This is a genomic window from Cloacibacterium sp., assembly GCF_047601505.1.
Taxonomy (GTDB): Bacteria; Bacteroidota; Bacteroidia; order Flavobacteriales; family Weeksellaceae; genus Cloacibacterium.
In genome coordinates this window covers 1,343,225-1,360,900 of the sequence record NZ_JASGJD010000001.1, presented here as the reverse complement: position 1 = coordinate 1,360,900, position 17,676 = coordinate 1,343,225, and the positions used below count along the sequence as shown (strand labels likewise).

Below are 17,676 nucleotides of genomic sequence, written 5' to 3'. Positions count from 1 at the left end.
ATTGCATATTTCACAAAAAACACTTAATTTAGTGGCGAAATGTGCAGAAACCAACATTAATCTTGGTTTTTGAAGAGCATTAATTTAACAAAAACGATTTGCTATGACTACAGAAAACTTGCATTCTGAACCACAAGAAAACAATGTAAACGAAACCGAAAACATTGTAAATGAAAACGTTATTACAGAATCAATCTCCGAGCCCGAAACTCAAGATGAAGAAATTCATGATGAGGTAGAGCAACACGAACACGAAAAATTAACTTCGGGAGAATTGATGAATAAATTGGAAGCATTAATTAATGCCGAAGATGCAGGTGCAAATCACAGGAAATTTAATGCCATCAAAGAAACTATTCTTCAGCGTGTAAATCTGGAAACAGAAGACCAAAAACAACAACACGAATCTGAAGGCAAACCAGTTGCAGATTTCAAATTTGAACATCCTTTGCTTTCTAAAATTTATACTCTTAACAATCTTTTCAAAGAAAAGTACGACAATTTCCACAAAAAGCAAGAAGCAGAGCAAAAAGAAAATTTAGAAAAGAGACAGCAAATCATCGAAAAATTAAAAAATCTTTATAGCACTTCTGATGCAAACACCAATCTTTTCCGTGCGATAAGAGAAATTAAAGAAGAATGGAGCAGCGCTGGACAAGTACCAAAATCTGAATTCAAAAATCTTAACAATACTTATTTCTTCCATTTGAATCAATTCTATCAAATGTTAGATTTAAACAAAGAATACAGAGAGCAAGAATATGCGCACAATTTGGAGAAAAGAAACCAAATTATTGCAAGAGCCAAAGAATTACTTCACGAATCTGTAATTCAAAAAGCATTAAACGAATTGCAATTCTTACACAAACTTTGGAAAGAAGAAGCAGAACCTGTGGCAGAAGAATTTCGTGATAAAACTTGGGAAGAATTCAAAGAAATTTCTAACAAAATTCACGAAAGAAAATCTGAACTTCTCACTCAAATTGAAGAAGAACAACAAGCAAATCTTGAAAAGAAAAACGGAATAATAGAAGGCATTAAAAATTTAACGCTTGCTTCTAAAGAACCAAACCACAATTATTGGCAACAAGCCATCAAAAAAGTGGAAGACCTTAGAGCAGATTTCTTAAAATTGGGCAGCGTACCTAGAAAATTATCTAACCAAAACTGGAACGATTTCAAAATTGCACTTAGAGCTTTCAATTCTACCAAAAACGATTTCTACAAAGGGCTTAAAAACTCTCAACATACCAATTTAGAAGAAAAATTGAAGCTAATAAAAACAGCTCAAGACAATATGAATTCTGAAGATTGGGATATTGCAGTTCCTTTATTCAAAAAACTTCAAGAAGACTGGAAAAAAATTGGTCATGTACCAAGAAGTCAAACCAACAAAGTTTGGGACGATTTCCGTAACGCTTGTAATACTTTTTTCAATAATTTCAGAACCAAAAACAATGCTCAAACAGATGATTGGAAAGAAAATTACATACAAAAACGTGTACTTCTAGACGAATTGAAAAACATCGGAAACGAAGAAGGTAGTGTTGAAAAAATTGAACAAATTAAAACATCTTGGAACAGCATTGGCAAAGTACCAAGAGACAAAATGGCAATTAATTCTGAATTCAACAAAACGCTTAGAGAAAAATTAAGATTAAACAGAATTAATGAGTTCGATTTAAAAGAAGAAGGACTTTCTGAATCTCAAATTACAGATAAAGCAAGAAAAGTAAAAAGCCAAATTGCTGATTTAGAGGCAGAAATTGTAAAATTAGAAAATAACTTAAGTTTCTTCGGAAAAGTTTCCAGAGACAACCCTCTTTTGAAAGATACTTTTGATAAAATTGATGAGAAAAAAGCACAATTAGAAAGCTTGAAACACACCCTTCACCATATTATTTCTGGAGAATAAAATGCAAAAACTGTTTTCATTTTTTCTGTTATTTTTTATTTCTGCAACTTTTTTTTCGCAGGAAATAGATTATATAGGAATCCCTGAAATTACCTTCGGGGAAACTAAGTTGACGCTTGCCACATCTTCGCAAAAATCTAAAATCCTTTTTGTACAAGATTACATCCCAGAAGATAGCAGATTAGAAGATGCTCCTTACACTGTTTCTATCTATTTTTTCAATAAAAACATTGATGCAAAAGAAGCAACTTATCAAAAAACCGGAGAATTAGACTCCAGAAAAGAAACAGATAAATATTGCAACTACAATGTAACAGAAAATCCCAGCGGAACGGAATTTATTGTAGATTTTTTCACCAGCAACATTGCTAAGCAAAAAGAAAAAGACGAGCCAGAACAAGAACAAGAAATGGCAGATTATAACGTTTATAGATTTAGAAACGTAATGCTTGGCGAACAAAGTACCTTTATGATTATTACTTACAAGCAGAAAAATACCGGAGACACAAAATATTTCATGAAAAATCTCGGAAAATCTAGAAATAAACTCTTAGGAAACATCATCTCTATGAATATTCCTAATGTAACTCTTAAAAACTAACAAATTCCGACCAAAAATCGGAATTTCTTTTTCTAAATGACTGACGAATTTTACATAAAACGCTGTATAGAACTTGCCAAAAAAGCTACTGGAAAAACCTATCCTAATCCTTTGGTTGGAAGTGTAATTGTACATAACGGAAAAATTATTGGCGAAGGATTCCATCAAAAAGCAGGAGAAAATCACGCAGAAATCAATGCAATTAATTCCGTTGAAAACCCCGAACTTTTACCAAAATCTACCATTTATGTTTCACTAGAACCTTGCGCTCATTTTGGTAAAACGCCACCTTGTTCGTTAAAAATTAAAGAAATTGGCTTCAAAAAAGTGGTAATTGGCGCCATGGACAGTCATGATAAAGTAAACGGAAAAGGCAAAAAAATCTTGATGGACGCTGGTATAGAAACCATTTCTGGAATTTTAGAAGATGAATGTAGAGAACTCAACAAAAGATTTTTCACTTATCACGAGAAAAAACGTCCTTACATTATTCTAAAATGGGCAGAAAGCAATGACGGTTTTATTGATAAAGATTTTAAACCAACTAAAATTTCTAATGAATTAGCCAGTCAATTTGTTCATCAAATAAGAAGCGAAGAACACGCCATTTTGGCTGGAACTCAAACTGCATTGAATGACAACCCTAGTTTAACAACTAGATTAATTGAAGGTAGAAATCCTGTAAGAATTTTAATTGATTTTGAATTAAAAGTTCCAAGAGATTTTAAAATTTATAATCATGAAGCCCCTACTCTAGTTTTCAATCAAGAAAAAGATAGTGAGGAAGAAAATATAAAATTCATTAAAATTTCTAAAGAAAATTTCTTAAAAGAATTAATGCAAAAACTTTACGAAAATCAAATTCAATCGGTTTTAATAGAAGGCGGAAGCAAAACTTTACAAACTTTTATTGATGCCAATCTTTGGGACGAAACCATTTTCATCAAAAATGAAAATCTTACTTTAGAAAATGGCACAAAAGCTCCTAAATTTAATGGGAAATCGACTAAAGAAAAGCTTTTTAGAGATAATAAATTGGTGCTTTTTCGAAATACATAACTTTTATTTCAAATTTATTTAACCGCTAATCATTTATTAAAATAATAATTTATTCTCAAAATAATTATACTTATTATTATAAATAGAATAAAATAAAACAAAAAAAATATAATTACAAAATATTAACATTTTTTTTCATAAACATAACTATATTTAAGTTAAATTTGTTGAGTAACCAAAAACTTTTTTACTCATGAAAAAAATTCTATTATTTTTTGTATTTGTATTTTTCAGCAGTACAACTACTGTAAAAGCACAAATGGAGCCTTATATCGGGCAAATTACCATTTTCCCTTACAACTTTGAACCTAGAGGTTGGGCTTTATGCGATGGAAGACTATTACCTATAGCTCAGAACACTGCATTATTTTCACTTTTAGGTACAACCTATGGTGGTGACGGAAGAACTACTTTTGGTTTACCAGATTTAAGAGGAAGAATAGTAGTAGGTATTGGTAATGGACCTGGTTTAACCCCTAAAACTTTAGGAGAAATGTCTGGTACAGAAACTAATACTTTACTAGTTACTAATCTACCTCCTCACAATCATGCCATTAAAGCTGTTACTTCTGAAGGAAATCAAAATTCACCAACCAACAATCTTCCTGCAGATACTAAAACATTAGACAAAGAATATTCTAGTGCTACCGCAAACACTACAATGAACCCAACAATGGTAGGTAATACAGGAAACGGCACTCCTGTAAATAATATGCAACCTTATTTATCAATAGGCTATTACATTGCTTTAGAAGGCATTTATCCATCAAGAAATTAATTGTGTATGAAAAAGTTATTATTTTTACTTTTTTTTACATCATTAGCTTATTCACAAACGATTACATTTTCGGGATGTGTTAATTTATTTGACAATCAAACTTTTGTTTTCAATAAAATAAGCACTGATGTTAACGGGCGAAACATTTACCAAACCTCCCCAATAGATGGCGCACAGGAATGTGGCGGGTTAGGAACTTGCGAATTCCAAATTTCTTGGAATAATACCAGTAACAGATGGGAATTTTTAGCGGATACTGGAAATGGAGATTTTGTTAATCCATATCTCATTTACCACAACACATCTGCTTCTGTACCTAATCCACCTAATTTAACATTAGGAGTTTGGGCAGAAAACACCGCTGTTACAGAAGGAGATTGTGGAGGGAATCTCACTTCAGGAAACGGAACACTTACCGGAGCAGTACAAAGCACCAATCTGAGCACAGAAGAATTATCAAAAAATAAACTTTTACTAACTTCTAATCCGGTAAAAAATTCTCTTGATATTCTTTCTCCTCTTCATCAAGATGCCGAGTTATTTGATTCTCAAGGAAAATTAATTAAAAAGTTTAACCTTAAAAAAGGACAAAACAACATTGATGTTTCTACCCTTAACACTGGAATTTATTTACTAAAAACCAACTCAGAAACATTAAAATTAATTAAAAACTAAAATTAAATTTTATAAAACAAAAAACATCTCATACTTTTGAGGTGTTTTTTATGCAATACAATTACACCACCATAAAATCTGAAATCAGAGACATCTTGCTCAAAGAAAAAGGGAGCAAATTTATTGGTTTTGCATTTCCTGTAAACAATGAAAAAGAACTGAAGACTGCTTTAGACCAATTAAGAGAAGAACATCCTAAAGCTACACATCATTGTTACGCTTTTAGAATAGGTTTAAATGGAGAAAATTACAGAGCCAATGACGACGGCGAACCATCAGGAAGTGCTGGTTTACCTATTTACAATCAGCTTCTTGCTCATAATCTCACCAATATTTTAGTCGTAATTATTAGATATTACGGCGGCACGAAACTTGGAGTTTCTGGCTTGGTAAAAACCTATAAAGAAAGTACAAAATACACTTTGGAACATGCTGAAATCATCACCAAAGAATTAGAAACTCAACTGGAAATTGAATTCAAATTTTCTCAACAGAACATTATTTTCTCTCTATTAAATAAATTTGATGCAAAAGTTCTCAACTTTGATGCTCAAGAAAATTGCAAAATTACAGCTCAACTCAAACTTTCCGAAAAAGAAAAAATCTCGGAACAATTGTCCGAGGTGTATGAAGTGAAATATGAATTTTTAGAAAATTAAATCCTTAATTTCTTCTGTTTCCAAATAAAATACTTGCCCAATATAAAAGTTGAGCCAAAGAGCCAATTGCTGCAACCACGTACGTTCTGGCAGCCCACCTTAAACTATCTTGAACTCCTACAAATTCTTCGGAAGTTACCGTTCCACTTTCTTTAAGCCATCTCATTGCTCTGTTACTAGCATCATATTCTACTGGTAAAGTTACAAATGCAAAGAAAGTAGTTACCGCAAAAAGCAAAACTCCAATGGCTAAAACAGTAGTGTTACCGCTAGGATTTTGAATACTTCTAGAAGCGACCATCACAGCAATACCTGCTAAAAGTACAAACTGAGAAAGAGTAGAACTAATATTTACCATTGGCACTAATTTAGACCTTAATTGAAGCATAGAATAGCCAACAGCATGTTGCACAGCGTGTCCACATTCGTGAGCAGCAACCGCAGCTGCAGCTGCATTTCGTTGCATATAAACACCTTCAGAAAGATTTACGGTTTTATTTGCCGGATTGTAGTGGTCTGTTAATTGCCCAGGAACCGAAATCACTTGCACATCATAAATTCCGTTATCACGAAGCATTTTTTCTGCGATTTCTTTTCCGCTCATTCCGTTTCTGAGGTAAACTTTAGAATAATGCTCGAATTTTGATTTCAATCGAGAAGAAACCAACCAACTTACAAGCATTGTTACGATAATTATTAAATAATAACCTGACATATTTTTAATTATTTTTTTTAGAAATTATATAACATTTTGATGGAAAAACTGTGCCAAACTTGGGCATTGTCATCTTTTGCTTTATATTTGTTTTTAAATCTTAAAAGTATGTCAGAAGTACAAATCAGACAAGTAACAACAGAGAAACAACTTCTAGATTTCATCAAATTTCCGATGGAATTGTACAAAAATAATCAAAATTTTGTTCCTTCTTTAATCAATGACGAAAAAAACATTTGGAATCCAAAAGAGAATCCTGCACTTGCTTATTCTGAAGCAAAACAGTTTCTAGCGTACAAAAATGATAAAATTGTTGGCAGAATTGCTGTAATGGTAAATCATAAAGAAGCCAAAGAATTGGGTATTGAAAAAGTACGTTTCGGTTGGTTAGATTTTATTGATGACGAAGAAGTTTCTAAAGCTTTAATTGATGAAGCAATAAAATTTGCTCAAGAGAAAAATCTAAAAAAAATAGAAGGTCCAATGGGATTTACAAATCTTGACAAAGCTGGAATGTTGACTTTCGGTTTTGACAAATTGGCAACAATGATTGGACTGTACAACGAAAGTTATTATCCTAAACATTTAGAAAAACTTGGTCTTGTAAAAGAAAAAGAATGGGTAGAATATGAGATTTTATTCCCTGAAGTTTTACCAGAAAAAGTGGAAAAATTTAGCAAATTAATTGCAGAGAAATACCAATTGCAGACTGTAAAATTTAATTCTAAAGAAGAAATATTGCCTTTGGTAGAGCCCATGTTTAAACTTTTGGACGAAACATATAAAACACTTTCTACCTACACTCCAATTTCCAACGAACAAATACAACATTACAAAGAAAAATACTTCGGTTTTATAGACAAAGACTATATAATATGTATTGTGGATAAAGAATACAATTTGGTAGCTTTTGCCATTACAATGCCCTCTTATTCTAGGGCTTTACAAAAATCTAAAGGAAAACTTTTACCATTCGGATGGTGGCATTTTATGAATGCAAGCAGGAAAAATGACAGAGCTAATTTTTATTTGATTGGAGTTCATCCAGAGTATCAAAAAAGAGGTGTTACGGCGATAATTTTTAAAGAAATCTGGAAAACTTTTAGAAAAAAAGGCGTTAAATTCTTAGAAACCAATCCAGAATTAGAAGAAAATAAGAACATACAACTTCTTTGGCAAGATTATAATCCTGTAAATCACAAAAGAAGAAGAACTTACTCTCTTGAATTATGAGTGAAAAAATGATAAAATGAATTTTTCACTTTTTACTATATTTAAAAAATAACAATTATGAAAGATTTTTTCAAAGAAATATTGGTTTACCAATTCCAAATGAACGAGAAAATTATTGAAATTTTCGAAAACAATCCAGACAAAATTTCAGAAAAAGCACATTTGCTTTTTTCTCATTCTACTAATTCTCATCATATTTGGAATGCTAGAATTCTTGGAAACACTCCTAAATTTGGTGTTTGGGAACTAACATCAATTGAAATTATCAAAGAAAAAAATAAAAATAATTTAGAAACTTCTTTCGAAATATTAGACAGTTTGGATTTAGAAACTAAAATTTCTTACCAAAACTCAGACGGAGAAAACTTTGTAAAATCTTTGAAAGACATTATTTTCCACATTTGCAACCACAGTACTTATCACAGAGCTCAAATCGCTACAGAATTGAAAATTAACAATATAACTCCTCCTTCTACAGACTTTATCCATTACAAAGTTTAAAAAAAATCATTTCTTCCAAATGAAAAAACAAATCTATAATTACGCTGGCATTATTATTTTGTACATCCTTTACAATATCTTCTTTCGCGTTCAAGATGAGAAGACTAATGCAATTATTAACATCCTGTTTGCTAGTTTTTTATTTGGTTACATGGCTTACATGGCTTTTCTTGTCATAAAAAAAATGAAAAAATAAATATTATTTGTAATGATTCTAAATTACAAAACGATAGATAAATAAAAAGAAAAGTAAGTCTTAAAATTTCCCATTTCTATTATTAATTCATAAATTTGCGTGTTGAAATACTTAATAGAGATGAATTTACCTGAAAATTATATTCCTGTCCTTATTCAGGCTGCTGTTGGTCTAGGCTTCGTGCTCCTTTCAATCTTAGGAACCCACTTTCTGGGACCCAAAAATTCTTCAAAAAAGAAAAACGAAAATTTCGAATGTGGTTACGAGATAGAAGGCAATGCTAGAACTCCTTTTTCTGTAAAATACTTCCTTACAGCAATTTTATTTGTACTATTTGATATAGAAATAGTTTTCTTTTATCCTTATGCTGTAAACTTCAAAGAATTTGGCGTAGAAGGATTCCTTGCGATTTTAGCCTTTGTAGCAGTCTTTTTCATCGGTTTTTTATACGTATGGAAAAGAGGCGCTTTAGATTGGGATAAATAAAAAATAATAATACTTAAAAAAAGTATTCATAAAAATCAACCTTAAAACAACGAATAATAATGTCAGATAATAAACCAGTTGTAAGAATGGACGCACCTGCTCCAGAAGGATTGGAAGGTGAAGGTTTTTTTGCTACAAAACTGAGCAGCGTAATAGGTTTGGCCAGAAGTTATTCTTTGTGGCCTTTGCCATTTGCAACTTCATGTTGTGGTATAGAATTTATGGCATTCCTTAATCCAACCTATGATGGTTCTAGATTCGGGATGGAAAGAAACTCTTTTTCGCCAAGACAAGCAGACATGTTAATGGTCTGCGGAACAATTTCAAAAAAACTAGCTCCGATATTAAAACAAGTTTACACACAAATGGCAGAACCAAAATGGGTAATTGCAGTAGGTGCTTGTGCTTCTAGTGGAGGTATTTTTGATACTTATTCTGTACTTCAAGGGATTGACAAAATTATCCCTGTAGATGTGTATGTACCTGGCTGTCCACCAAGACCAGAACAAATAATAGAAGGCGTAATGCAAGTGCAAGAACTTAGCCAAAGTGAAAGCCTTAGAAGAAGAGATTTGCCAGAATATAAAGCTTTATTAGACTCATACGGAATAGAATAATTATGGATATGACTAACGAATTTGTGCTAGAAGCCATTACAAGAGAATTTCCAGATTCGATAATTTCTGTTAGCGAACCTTACGGATTATTAACTCTAGAATTAAAAAAAGAAGACATCAAAAAAGTAATTCATTACCTTAAAGATACTTCTTTAGAAATAAATTTCCTTACAGATATATGCGGAATTCATTATCCTGAAAAAGAAGGTAACGAATTAGGTGTTATTTATCACTTGCATAATCTGAAAACGGGTTTCAGAATTAGATTAAAAGCTTTCGGAACGAAAGAAAATATAGAATTCGAAACTTTGACTGACTTATACTCTGGTGCTAATTGGATGGAAAGAGAAACTTTTGATTTTTACGGAATTAAATTCAAAGGTCATCCAGATTTAAGAGCTATTTTAAATATGGAAGATCTTGGTTATCATCCAATGTTAAAAGAATATGCTCTAGAAGACGGAACCAGAACAGACAAAAACGATAAAATGTTCGGAAGATAGAATAAATGATAATTGATAAAAGGAAATCAATTATCAATTATTAATTATCAATTATTAAAATTATGAAAGATAACGCACTATCAAACATACTAAGCAGCTACGAAACTAAGGAACAAATAGACGGGCAACTTTATACCCTAAACCTTGGTCCTACGCACCCTTCTACCCACGGTATTTTCCAAAATGTATTAACCATGGATGGAGAAAGAATTTTACACGCCGAACAAACGGTAGGATATATACATCGTGCTTTTGAAAAAATATCTGAAAGAAGAAATTTTGCTCAGATTACCACGCTTACAGACCGTATGAACTACTGCTCTGCTCCTATCAACAATATGGCTTGGCACATGACGGTAGAAAAACTTATCGGATGTGAAGTTTCAAAACGTGTACAATATATGCGTGTTATTATTATGGAGTTGGCAAGAATTTCAGACCACATGGTTTGTAATGGAGTAATTGCGATGGATGCAGGTGCAATTACTGGTCTTACTTATCTTTTCCGAGAAAGAGAAGCTATCTACGAAATGTACGAGCAAATCTGCGGAGCAAGAATGACGACTAACATGGGAAGAATTGGTGGTTTCGAAAGAGATTTCACTCCTAAATTCCATGAATTACTAAAAAATTGGTTAAAAAACTTCCCGAAAATATGGGGACAATTCTGTACACTTAACGAAAGAAACAGAATTTTCATGGAAAGAACCATTGGCGCAGGTCATATTTCAGCAGAAAGAGCTTTAAATTATAGTTTTACAGGCCCTAACCTTAGAGCGGCTGGTGTAGATTATGATGTAAGAGTTGCACAACCTTATTCATCTTACGAAGATTTTGATTTCATGGTACCAGTTGGTACAGGTGGAGATACTTATGACCGTTTTATGGTTCGTCAGCACGAAGTTTGGGAAAGTTTGAAAATTATAGAACAAGCCTACAAAAATCTTCCGGAAGGAGATTTCCATGCAGATGTACCAGAGTTTTATCTTCCAGAAAAAGCAGAAGTTTACAATAACATGGAAGCTTTAATTTACCACTTCAAAATTGTAATGGGAGAAACCGAAGTTCCTAAAGGAGAAGTTTACCATTGTGTAGAAGGAGGAAACGGAGAATTAGGTTTTTACTTAATAAGTGACGGAGGAAGAAGTCCTTATAGACTTCACTTCAGAAGACCATGTTTTATCTACTATCAGGCTTATCCTGAAATGATAAAAGGAGCAATGATTTCTGACGCAGTAGTTACAATGAGTTCTATGAACATTATTGCAGGAGAATTAGATGCTTAAAAATGCACTTTGTACAATGTAAAAAGTACAAAGTATGAAGAATAACAAATATTGTAAAAAGATTTTAATAACTGTACGTTGTACTTTGTACATTGTACATTTTACAAAATAAAAAAATGAGCGAAACAATTGCTTTTAAACCAGAAACTTTAGAAAAAGTAAAACAAATTATTGCAAGATATCCAGAAGGGAAACAAAAATCTGCTCTAATTCCTGTGCTACACGTTGCACAAAAAGAATTTGGAGGTTGGTTAGACGTTCCCGTGATGGATTATGTTGCAAGCGTTTTAGACATTCTACCTATAGAAGTGTACGAAGTAGCTACTTTCTACACCATGTTTAATATGAAACCAGTAGGTAAATATGTTTTAGAAGTTTGTGTCACTGGCCCATGTATGCTAAGAGGAAGTGATGATATTGTAAATTATATCAAAGAAAAACTAGGCATCAAAGCAGGAGAAACTACAGCAGATGGTTTATTCACTTTAAAACCAGCAGAATGCCTTGGAGCTTGTGGATATGCTCCAATGATGCAACTTGGGAAATTCTATCATGAAAATTTAACTAAAGAAAAAGTAGATGAAATCCTTGAACTTTGCAGACAAGGAAGCATTGCTATTGATTAATAAATAACTGTTATGAGTAAAAAACTTTTACTTAAAAACGCTCACATAGAAGGTATCAGATATTTTGATACTTATAGACAACACGGCGGCTACCAATCTGTAGAAAAAGCATTGAAAATGACTCCAGACCAAATTGTAGAAGAAGTAAAAACTTCTGGTCTTAGAGGTCGTGGTGGTGCTGGTTTCCCTACCGGTATGAAATGGAGCTTCCTAGCAAAACCAGAAGGTGTACCAAGATATTTGGTTGTAAATGCAGACGAATCTGAACCAGGAACTTTCAAAGACAGATATTTGATGGAATTTATTCCTCATTTATTAATAGAAGGGATGATTATTGCTTCTTATGCATTAGGTTCTAACACTTCTTACATTTATATTAGAGGAGAATACGCTTGGATTCCAGATATTTTAGAACAAGCAATTGACGAAGCTAAAAAAGCAGGTTTTCTTGGTAAAAACATCTTAGGAAGCGGTTTCGATTTAGAAATTTACGTTCAAAGAGGAGCCGGAGCTTACATCTGTGGCGAAGAAACTGCTTTGATAGAATCTCTAGAAGGAAAACGTGGAAACCCAAGACTAAAACCACCTTTCCCAGCAGTGAAAGGTCTTTACCAATGTCCAACAGTAGTAAACAATGTAGAAACAATAGCAGCTGTAGTTCCAATTATTGATATTACTGGTGCTGAATATTCTAAAATTGGAGTTGGTCGTTCTACAGGTACAAAATTAATTTCAGCTTGTGGTAACATCAACAAACCAGGTGTTTACGAAATAGATATGACCATCACTGTAGAAGAATTTATTTATTCTGAAGAATATTGCGGTGGTATTCCAAATGGTAAAAAACTAAAAGCTTGTATCCCTGGTGGTTCTTCTGTACCAATTGTTCCTGCAAATTTATTATTGAAAACAGCAACTGGCGAACCAAGATATATGAACTACGAATCTCTATCTGATGGAGGTTTCGCTACAGGAACTATGATGGGTTCTGGTGGTTTCATCGTTTTAGACGAAGACCAATGTGTAGTAAAACATACCATGACGTTGGCTCATTTCTACAACCACGAAAGTTGCGGACAATGTACACCTTGTAGAGAAGGAACAGGATGGATGTATAAAATTTTGAAAAAAATAGAATCCGGTAAAGGTACAATGGAAGACATTGATTTACTTTGGGATATCCAAAGAAAAATTGAAGGAAATACCATTTGTCCACTTGGAGACGCAGCAGCTTGGCCTGTAGCAGCAGCTATTCGCCACTTCCGTGATGAATTTGAATGGCATATTAACAATCCTGAATTAAGCCAAACTCAAAACTACGGACTAGCCAATTATGCAGATCCACTACCTGTAATTGAAAAACAATAAAATGAAGAAGTTTTTAAAAATATTTTTAATATTTTTTGTTGGGAATTTTGTTTTCGCACAAAATTCAAATGATGGAAATATCGAAACAAGTTCTAAAAAATCTTTAGGAGAAAAAGGAACTATGTTTGTTTTTTGGGGATGGAACAGAGCTATGTTTTCGAAATCTGATATTCATTTCAAAGGAAACGGATACGATTTCGTTCTTCACAATGTAGTAGCACACGACAGACCATCTGATTTAAGTTGGGATTACATTAATCCAGGAGAAGTTTCAAAACCGCAATTCAATTTCAGACTTGGTTATTTTATTAAAGATAATTTGGCTATAGTTATTGCACAAGACCACATGAAATATGTGATGGATCAAGACCAAACAGTAGATTTTACTGGTCATATTTCAGACCCTACTTATGCAGCAATGGTTCAAAACGGACAAGTAAATCTTACAGACGAGAAATTTTTAACTTTCGAACATACTGATGGTTTAAATTACATCAATTTAGGTGTCGAAAAATACAAAAATCTCTATGCTAAAGAAAATTTAGAAATACTTTGGTCTTATGGTGGTGGTTTAGGATTAATGTTTCCTAAAAGTAATGTGAAAATTTTTGGTAACGAAAGAAGCGACAGATTTCATGTAGCTGGTTTCGGAGCAGATGTAAGAACCAATATCAATTTTGTTCTTTGGAAAAGATTAATGGCAAGAGTAGAAGGTAAATTTGGCTATATTAATATGCCAGATGTAAAAACAACTCTTAATAACAAACCAGATAAAGCATCTCACGATTTTGTTTTTGGGCAAATTAACTTTGGGATTGGTTATGTTTTTAACATTAAAAAGAAGTAGGAATTAATTCCTTTAGATATATAAATTCAACTCATAAAAATTTAAGATGAGCGAAGAAATTAAAAAATTTAAAATAACCATTGACGGACAAACTACCGAAGTAGCTCCTGGAACTACTATCTTAAATGCTGCCCGCCAAATTGGTGGAAAATCTGTTCCGCCAGCAATGTGTTATTATAGCAAATTAGAAAACAGTGGTGGTAGATGTAGAACTTGCTTGGTAGAGGTTTCTAAAGGTTCTGAAGCAGACCCAAGACCAATGCCAAAATTAGTAGCAAGTTGTAGAACTACGGTAATGGATGGAATGGAAGTAAAAAATCTTACTTCAGAAAGAACTCAGGAAGCGAGAAAAGCGGTAACTGAATTCCTTTTATTAAATCACCCTTTAGATTGTCCAATTTGTGACCAAGCAGGAGAATGTCATCTTCAAGATTTAGGTTATGAACATGGTAACCAACTTACAAGAACCGAGTTTGAAAGAAATACATACGAAGCTGATGATTTGGGACCAAACATCAAATTGAATATGAACAGATGTATTCTTTGTGCAAGATGTGTACTGGTTGCCAATCAATTAACTGATAAACGTGAACACGGAATTCTTTTCAGAGGCGAAAAAGCAGAAATTTCTACTTTTCTTAATAAAGCTTTAGATAACGATTTTATTGGTAACGTAATAGATGTTTGTCCGGTAGGTGCACTTACAGACAGAACTTCTAGATTCGCAAGCAGAGTATGGTTTACAAAACCTGTAGATGCAACTTGTAAATGCGAAAAATGTAGTGGTAAAGCAGTTCTTTGGATGAAAGGTGAAGAAATTATTAGAGTTACTGCCAGAAAAGACCAATATGGTGAAGTAGAAGAATTTATCTGTAACGAATGTAGATTCGAGAAAAAAGAGGTAAAAGATTGGAACATTGAAGGACCAAGACACATCAGCAGACATTCTGTAATTTCTCTAAATCACTACGAAAAACCAGAATATTACCATATTCTTAACGAAAATCCTTCTGCTAAAGAAATAGCTTTGAAAGATGAAGCTGTTATCGAAAGAGAAATAGATGAAGAAAAAAAGACGCTTTAAATCATTCAATATTCTGAAAAATTTAAAAAATGGATTTATTAACATTTAAAATCATATTAGTTGTTGCTCTTTTCGCGGTATCATTAGGAGTTGCGGCATATTCTACTTGGGGAGAAAGAAAAATTGCAGCTTTGCTTCAAGACAGAATTGGCCCAAACAGAGCTGGCCCACTAGGTATTTTGCAACCATTAGCAGACGGAGGAAAACTATTTTTCAAAGAAGGATTTGTTCCTGATAGTGCTCAAAAATTTTTATTTTACTTAGGCCCTGCTATCACCATGTTTATTTCTTTGGTTACAGGAGCTGTAATTCCTTGGGGTAAAACACTTGATATTGGCGGAACTTCTTTTGATATTCAAGTTGCCAATTTAGACATCGGTGTTCTTTATTTAATGGGAATGGTTTCTATTGGAGTATATGGTGTAATGATTGGAGGCTGGGCTTCTAACAACAAATATTCTTTAATAGGAGCGATAAGAGCTTCGTCTCAGATGATTTCTTACGAATTAGCAATGGGACTTTGCCTTCTTTCTATCATTATGATGTCTAATAGTTTAGATTTAAGAGCCATTACCGAGCAACAAGGAAGTGGTAAAATTTGGGGATTATTAAGCATTGACGGTATGAACTGGAATATTTTCTACCAACCAATTGCTTTCATCATATTTTTAGTAGCTGCGTTGGCAGAAACCAACCGTCACCCTTTTGACCTTCCAGAATGTGAAGCCGAATTGGTAAATGGTTATATGACAGAATATTCATCTATGAATTTCGGACAATATATGTTTGGTGAATATGTAAATATGTTTATTTCTAATGCACTTATCACTACATTATTCTTTGGAGGTTTCAATTATCCTGGTATCAACTGGGTTTTCGAAAACTGGGGAGAAAATTGGGCTGGTGCAATAAGCATTTTGGCATTTTTAACTAAAGTAATTATTGGTATCGTAATTTTTATGTGGATTAGATGGACAATCCCAAGATTTAGATATGACACATTAATGCATCTTGGTTGGAAAACTTTAATTCCGCTAGCATTAGTAAACCTATTGGTAACTGCAGGAGTTATATTGATTTTTAATGCATAATAGAACATATAAAATAGCAAAAAGCTCAAAAGCTATTGCTTAAATAAAATATATTCAATGAAACTAACAAACAGGTCTAAAGTAGTCTCTAACAAAAAGATGAGCTTAAAAGAAAAGCTTTATCTTCCGGGTATCATTCAAGGAATGGGGATTACCTTAAAACACGCTATAGAAGGTCCTAAAGGAAAAGTTTTTTCTTATCCTGAAGTACAAAAGCCAAGAGCTAAAGTATGGAGAGGGCAACACGTTTTAAAACGTGACGAAGAAGGTAGAGAAAGATGTACAGCATGCGGATTATGTGCCGTAGCTTGTCCTGCCGAAGCCATCACTATGAAAGCTGCTGAAAGAAAAAAAGACGAGAAAAACCTCTACAGAGAAGAAAAATATGCTGAGATTTATGAAATCAATATGCTAAGATGTATTTTCTGCGGTATGTGCGAAGAAGCTTGTCCTAAATCTGCTATTTATCTTACAGATAGATTGGTAGATGTAGAAACCAACAGAGGTTCTTTCGTGTATGGAAAAGATAAATTGGTGGAAGACGTTGACCACAGAATAGATATTACAGACAGACAGTCTGAAAAACAAAAAAAAGCAGTTAAATAATGGATCAGATACTATTTTATTTGTTTTCTGCATTAGCATTAGGCAGTGCATCATATTTCGTGTTTGCAAAAAATCCACTTTATGCAATTTTATCACTTATTGTAACTTTCTTTACTATAGCAGCATTATATATCCTTCTTAATGCTCAGTTTCTAGGTATTATACAAATCATCGTATATGCCGGAGCTATTATGGTATTGTTCTTATATGTATTGATGATGCTTAACCTTAATAAAGAAGACGAAAGTAAGAAACACAATATTAATAAACTTGTAGGTATTGTAGCTGCTGGGATTTTATTTGTAGGTATGCTAGGTGCTTATAAAGGTTTGAAAACGGGTGTAGCAACAAAAGATATAGATGTAAGTGTTGGGTTAACCAAAAACTTAGGAAAATTGTTGTTCAATGAGTATGTATTACCTTTCGAACTTGCTTCAATTCTTATTTTGGCAGGTATTGTAGGTGCTGTTTTAATTGGTAAAAAAGATTTATAAATTATGGATTCTACTAATACATTTATACAAAGCGTTCCTTTAGAATATTTCGTTATTCTGAGTACAATTTTGTTCTCTTTAGGTGTTCTAGGGGTATTATTAAGAAAAAATGCCATCATTATTTTAGGATGTGTAGAATTAATGCTTAATTCTGTAAATCTTCTTTTGGCTGCTTTCTCGGCGTACAAAGGCGACGGAAACGGACAGATATTGGTTTTCTTTATTATGGTAGTAGCCGCAGCAGAAGTTGCCGTAGGACTTGCCATCATCACCATGATGTATAGAAATACCAAGAATGTGGATGTAAGTATTTTTAACAAATTAAAAGGATAATGC

At 32.9% G+C, this 17,676-nt stretch carries 21 protein-coding genes; 20 read left to right on the top strand and 1 reads right to left on the bottom strand.

The window, feature by feature from the left end; genetic code table 11:
* The first annotated feature begins 103 nt into the window (after positions 1-103).
* From QM746_RS06425 to QM746_RS06400, 6 genes are all read left to right on the top strand, one after another.
* Positions 104-1,915 (top strand): DUF349 domain-containing protein, encoded by a 1,812-nt coding sequence (locus tag QM746_RS06425; RefSeq protein ID WP_414983462.1) that lies wholly within the window; start codon positions 104-106, stop codon positions 1,913-1,915.
* Between the two features lies 1 nt (position 1,916).
* Positions 1,917-2,516, top strand: coding sequence for a hypothetical protein (locus QM746_RS06420; RefSeq protein WP_414983461.1), 600 nt, complete (start codon positions 1,917-1,919; stop codon positions 2,514-2,516).
* Positions 2,517-2,552: 36 nt separating this feature from the next.
* On the top strand, positions 2,553-3,575 hold the full coding sequence (gene ribD / locus QM746_RS06415; RefSeq protein ID WP_414983460.1) for a bifunctional diaminohydroxyphosphoribosylaminopyrimidine deaminase/5-amino-6-(5-phosphoribosylamino)uracil reductase RibD: 1,023 nt from the start codon (positions 2,553-2,555) through the stop codon (positions 3,573-3,575).
* A gap of 193 nt (positions 3,576-3,768) precedes the next feature.
* Positions 3,769-4,353 (top strand): phage tail protein, encoded by a 585-nt coding sequence (locus QM746_RS06410; protein ID WP_414983459.1) that lies wholly within the window; start codon positions 3,769-3,771, stop codon positions 4,351-4,353.
* 6 nt (positions 4,354-4,359) lie between these two features.
* Positions 4,360-5,028: a T9SS type A sorting domain-containing protein gene (locus tag QM746_RS06405; RefSeq protein ID WP_414983458.1), complete on the top strand. Its 669-nt coding sequence runs from the start codon at positions 4,360-4,362 to the stop codon at positions 5,026-5,028.
* 50 nt (positions 5,029-5,078) lie between these two features.
* Positions 5,079-5,687: an IMPACT family protein gene (locus QM746_RS06400; RefSeq protein WP_414983457.1), complete on the top strand. Its 609-nt coding sequence runs from the start codon at positions 5,079-5,081 to the stop codon at positions 5,685-5,687.
* Positions 5,688-5,691: 4 nt separating this feature from the next.
* Here the strand turns inward: QM746_RS06400 and QM746_RS06395 are convergent, their stop codons facing one another.
* Positions 5,692-6,402: a zinc metallopeptidase gene (locus tag QM746_RS06395; protein WP_414983456.1), complete on the bottom strand. Its 711-nt coding sequence runs from the start codon at positions 6,400-6,402 to the stop codon at positions 5,692-5,694.
* Positions 6,403-6,510: 108 nt separating this feature from the next.
* Here QM746_RS06395 and QM746_RS06390 point away from each other — a divergent pair, with 108 nt between their 5' ends.
* The 14 genes from QM746_RS06390 (at position 6,511) to nuoK (ending at position 17,673) form a co-directional block, all read left to right on the top strand.
* Complete coding sequence (locus tag QM746_RS06390) at positions 6,511-7,635, top strand: GNAT family N-acetyltransferase (RefSeq protein ID WP_414983455.1); 1,125 nt, start codon at positions 6,511-6,513, stop codon at positions 7,633-7,635.
* Positions 7,636-7,692: 57 nt separating this feature from the next.
* On the top strand, positions 7,693-8,136 hold the full coding sequence (locus tag QM746_RS06385; RefSeq protein WP_414983454.1) for a DinB family protein: 444 nt from the start codon (positions 7,693-7,695) through the stop codon (positions 8,134-8,136).
* 316 nt (positions 8,137-8,452) lie between these two features.
* On the top strand, positions 8,453-8,818 hold the full coding sequence (locus tag QM746_RS06380) for an NADH-quinone oxidoreductase subunit A (protein WP_374360863.1): 366 nt from the start codon (positions 8,453-8,455) through the stop codon (positions 8,816-8,818).
* Between the two features lie 59 nt (positions 8,819-8,877).
* Positions 8,878-9,435 (top strand): NADH-quinone oxidoreductase subunit B, encoded by a 558-nt coding sequence (locus QM746_RS06375; RefSeq protein WP_414983453.1) that lies wholly within the window; start codon positions 8,878-8,880, stop codon positions 9,433-9,435.
* A gap of 8 nt (positions 9,436-9,443) precedes the next feature.
* On the top strand, positions 9,444-9,938 hold the full coding sequence (locus QM746_RS06370; RefSeq protein WP_414983452.1) for an NADH-quinone oxidoreductase subunit C: 495 nt from the start codon (positions 9,444-9,446) through the stop codon (positions 9,936-9,938).
* Between the two features lie 62 nt (positions 9,939-10,000).
* Entirely contained in the window at positions 10,001-11,224 is a 1,224-nt protein-coding gene (locus QM746_RS06365) for an NADH-quinone oxidoreductase subunit D (protein ID WP_414983451.1), read from the top strand.
* A 116-nt stretch (positions 11,225-11,340) separates the two neighbouring features.
* The gene (nuoE, locus tag QM746_RS06360) at positions 11,341-11,850 is read left to right on the top strand and encodes an NADH-quinone oxidoreductase subunit NuoE (RefSeq protein WP_374360834.1); all 510 of its coding nucleotides are present in this window, start codon (positions 11,341-11,343) and stop codon (positions 11,848-11,850) included.
* Positions 11,851-11,862: 12 nt separating this feature from the next.
* Entirely contained in the window at positions 11,863-13,218 is a 1,356-nt protein-coding gene (gene nuoF / locus QM746_RS06355) for an NADH-quinone oxidoreductase subunit NuoF (protein ID WP_374360828.1), read from the top strand.
* Position 13,219: 1 nt separating this feature from the next.
* The gene (locus QM746_RS06350; RefSeq protein WP_414983450.1) at positions 13,220-14,065 is read left to right on the top strand and encodes a hypothetical protein; all 846 of its coding nucleotides are present in this window, start codon (positions 13,220-13,222) and stop codon (positions 14,063-14,065) included.
* 46 nt (positions 14,066-14,111) lie between these two features.
* Positions 14,112-15,149 carry a 2Fe-2S iron-sulfur cluster-binding protein gene (locus tag QM746_RS06345; protein WP_414983449.1) on the top strand — a complete coding sequence of 346 codons (1,038 nt, stop codon included), beginning with the start codon at positions 14,112-14,114 and terminating at the stop codon, positions 15,147-15,149.
* Between the two features lie 29 nt (positions 15,150-15,178).
* Positions 15,179-16,240, top strand: coding sequence for an NADH-quinone oxidoreductase subunit NuoH (gene nuoH / locus QM746_RS06340; RefSeq protein WP_374360822.1), 1,062 nt, complete (start codon positions 15,179-15,181; stop codon positions 16,238-16,240).
* A 57-nt stretch (positions 16,241-16,297) separates the two neighbouring features.
* Positions 16,298-16,846: a NuoI/complex I 23 kDa subunit family protein gene (locus tag QM746_RS06335; protein WP_374360820.1), complete on the top strand. Its 549-nt coding sequence runs from the start codon at positions 16,298-16,300 to the stop codon at positions 16,844-16,846.
* A complete protein-coding gene (locus QM746_RS06330) occupies positions 16,846-17,340 on the top strand; it encodes an NADH-quinone oxidoreductase subunit J (protein WP_414983448.1) in 495 nt (164 codons plus the stop codon). Before QM746_RS06335 ends, QM746_RS06330 begins: the two co-directional genes overlap by 1 nt.
* 3 nt (positions 17,341-17,343) lie before the next feature.
* Positions 17,344-17,673: an NADH-quinone oxidoreductase subunit NuoK gene (nuoK, locus tag QM746_RS06325; protein ID WP_414983447.1), complete on the top strand. Its 330-nt coding sequence runs from the start codon at positions 17,344-17,346 to the stop codon at positions 17,671-17,673.
* Positions 17,674-17,676: the final 3 nt, after the last annotated feature.

Excerpts from the sequence above, each read along its gene's own strand:
- QM746_RS06425 (WP_414983462.1), top strand. The coding sequence starts at position 104 with ATGACTACAGAAAACTTGCATTCTGAACCACAAGAAAACAATGTAAAC.
- QM746_RS06420 (WP_414983461.1), top strand. The coding sequence starts at position 1,917 with ATGCAAAAACTGTTTTCATTTTTTCTGTTATTTTTTATTTCTGCAACT.
- ribD (WP_414983460.1), top strand. The coding sequence starts at position 2,553 with ATGACTGACGAATTTTACATAAAACGCTGTATAGAACTTGCCAAAAAA.
- QM746_RS06410 (WP_414983459.1), top strand. The coding sequence starts at position 3,769 with ATGAAAAAAATTCTATTATTTTTTGTATTTGTATTTTTCAGCAGTACA.
- QM746_RS06405 (WP_414983458.1), top strand. The coding sequence starts at position 4,360 with ATGAAAAAGTTATTATTTTTACTTTTTTTTACATCATTAGCTTATTCA.
- QM746_RS06400 (WP_414983457.1), top strand. The coding sequence starts at position 5,079 with ATGCAATACAATTACACCACCATAAAATCTGAAATCAGAGACATCTTG.
- QM746_RS06395 (WP_414983456.1), bottom strand. The coding sequence starts at position 6,402 with ATGTCAGGTTATTATTTAATAATTATCGTAACAATGCTTGTAAGTTGG.
- QM746_RS06390 (WP_414983455.1), top strand. The coding sequence starts at position 6,511 with ATGTCAGAAGTACAAATCAGACAAGTAACAACAGAGAAACAACTTCTA.
- QM746_RS06385 (WP_414983454.1), top strand. The coding sequence starts at position 7,693 with ATGAAAGATTTTTTCAAAGAAATATTGGTTTACCAATTCCAAATGAAC.
- QM746_RS06380 (WP_374360863.1), top strand. The coding sequence starts at position 8,453 with ATGAATTTACCTGAAAATTATATTCCTGTCCTTATTCAGGCTGCTGTT.
- QM746_RS06375 (WP_414983453.1), top strand. The coding sequence starts at position 8,878 with ATGTCAGATAATAAACCAGTTGTAAGAATGGACGCACCTGCTCCAGAA.
- QM746_RS06370 (WP_414983452.1), top strand. The coding sequence starts at position 9,444 with ATGACTAACGAATTTGTGCTAGAAGCCATTACAAGAGAATTTCCAGAT.
- QM746_RS06365 (WP_414983451.1), top strand. The coding sequence starts at position 10,001 with ATGAAAGATAACGCACTATCAAACATACTAAGCAGCTACGAAACTAAG.
- nuoE (WP_374360834.1), top strand. The coding sequence starts at position 11,341 with ATGAGCGAAACAATTGCTTTTAAACCAGAAACTTTAGAAAAAGTAAAA.
- nuoF (WP_374360828.1), top strand. The coding sequence starts at position 11,863 with ATGAGTAAAAAACTTTTACTTAAAAACGCTCACATAGAAGGTATCAGA.
- QM746_RS06350 (WP_414983450.1), top strand. The coding sequence starts at position 13,220 with ATGAAGAAGTTTTTAAAAATATTTTTAATATTTTTTGTTGGGAATTTT.
- QM746_RS06345 (WP_414983449.1), top strand. The coding sequence starts at position 14,112 with ATGAGCGAAGAAATTAAAAAATTTAAAATAACCATTGACGGACAAACT.
- nuoH (WP_374360822.1), top strand. The coding sequence starts at position 15,179 with ATGGATTTATTAACATTTAAAATCATATTAGTTGTTGCTCTTTTCGCG.
- QM746_RS06335 (WP_374360820.1), top strand. The coding sequence starts at position 16,298 with ATGAAACTAACAAACAGGTCTAAAGTAGTCTCTAACAAAAAGATGAGC.
- QM746_RS06330 (WP_414983448.1), top strand. The coding sequence starts at position 16,846 with ATGGATCAGATACTATTTTATTTGTTTTCTGCATTAGCATTAGGCAGT.
- nuoK (WP_414983447.1), top strand. The coding sequence starts at position 17,344 with ATGGATTCTACTAATACATTTATACAAAGCGTTCCTTTAGAATATTTC.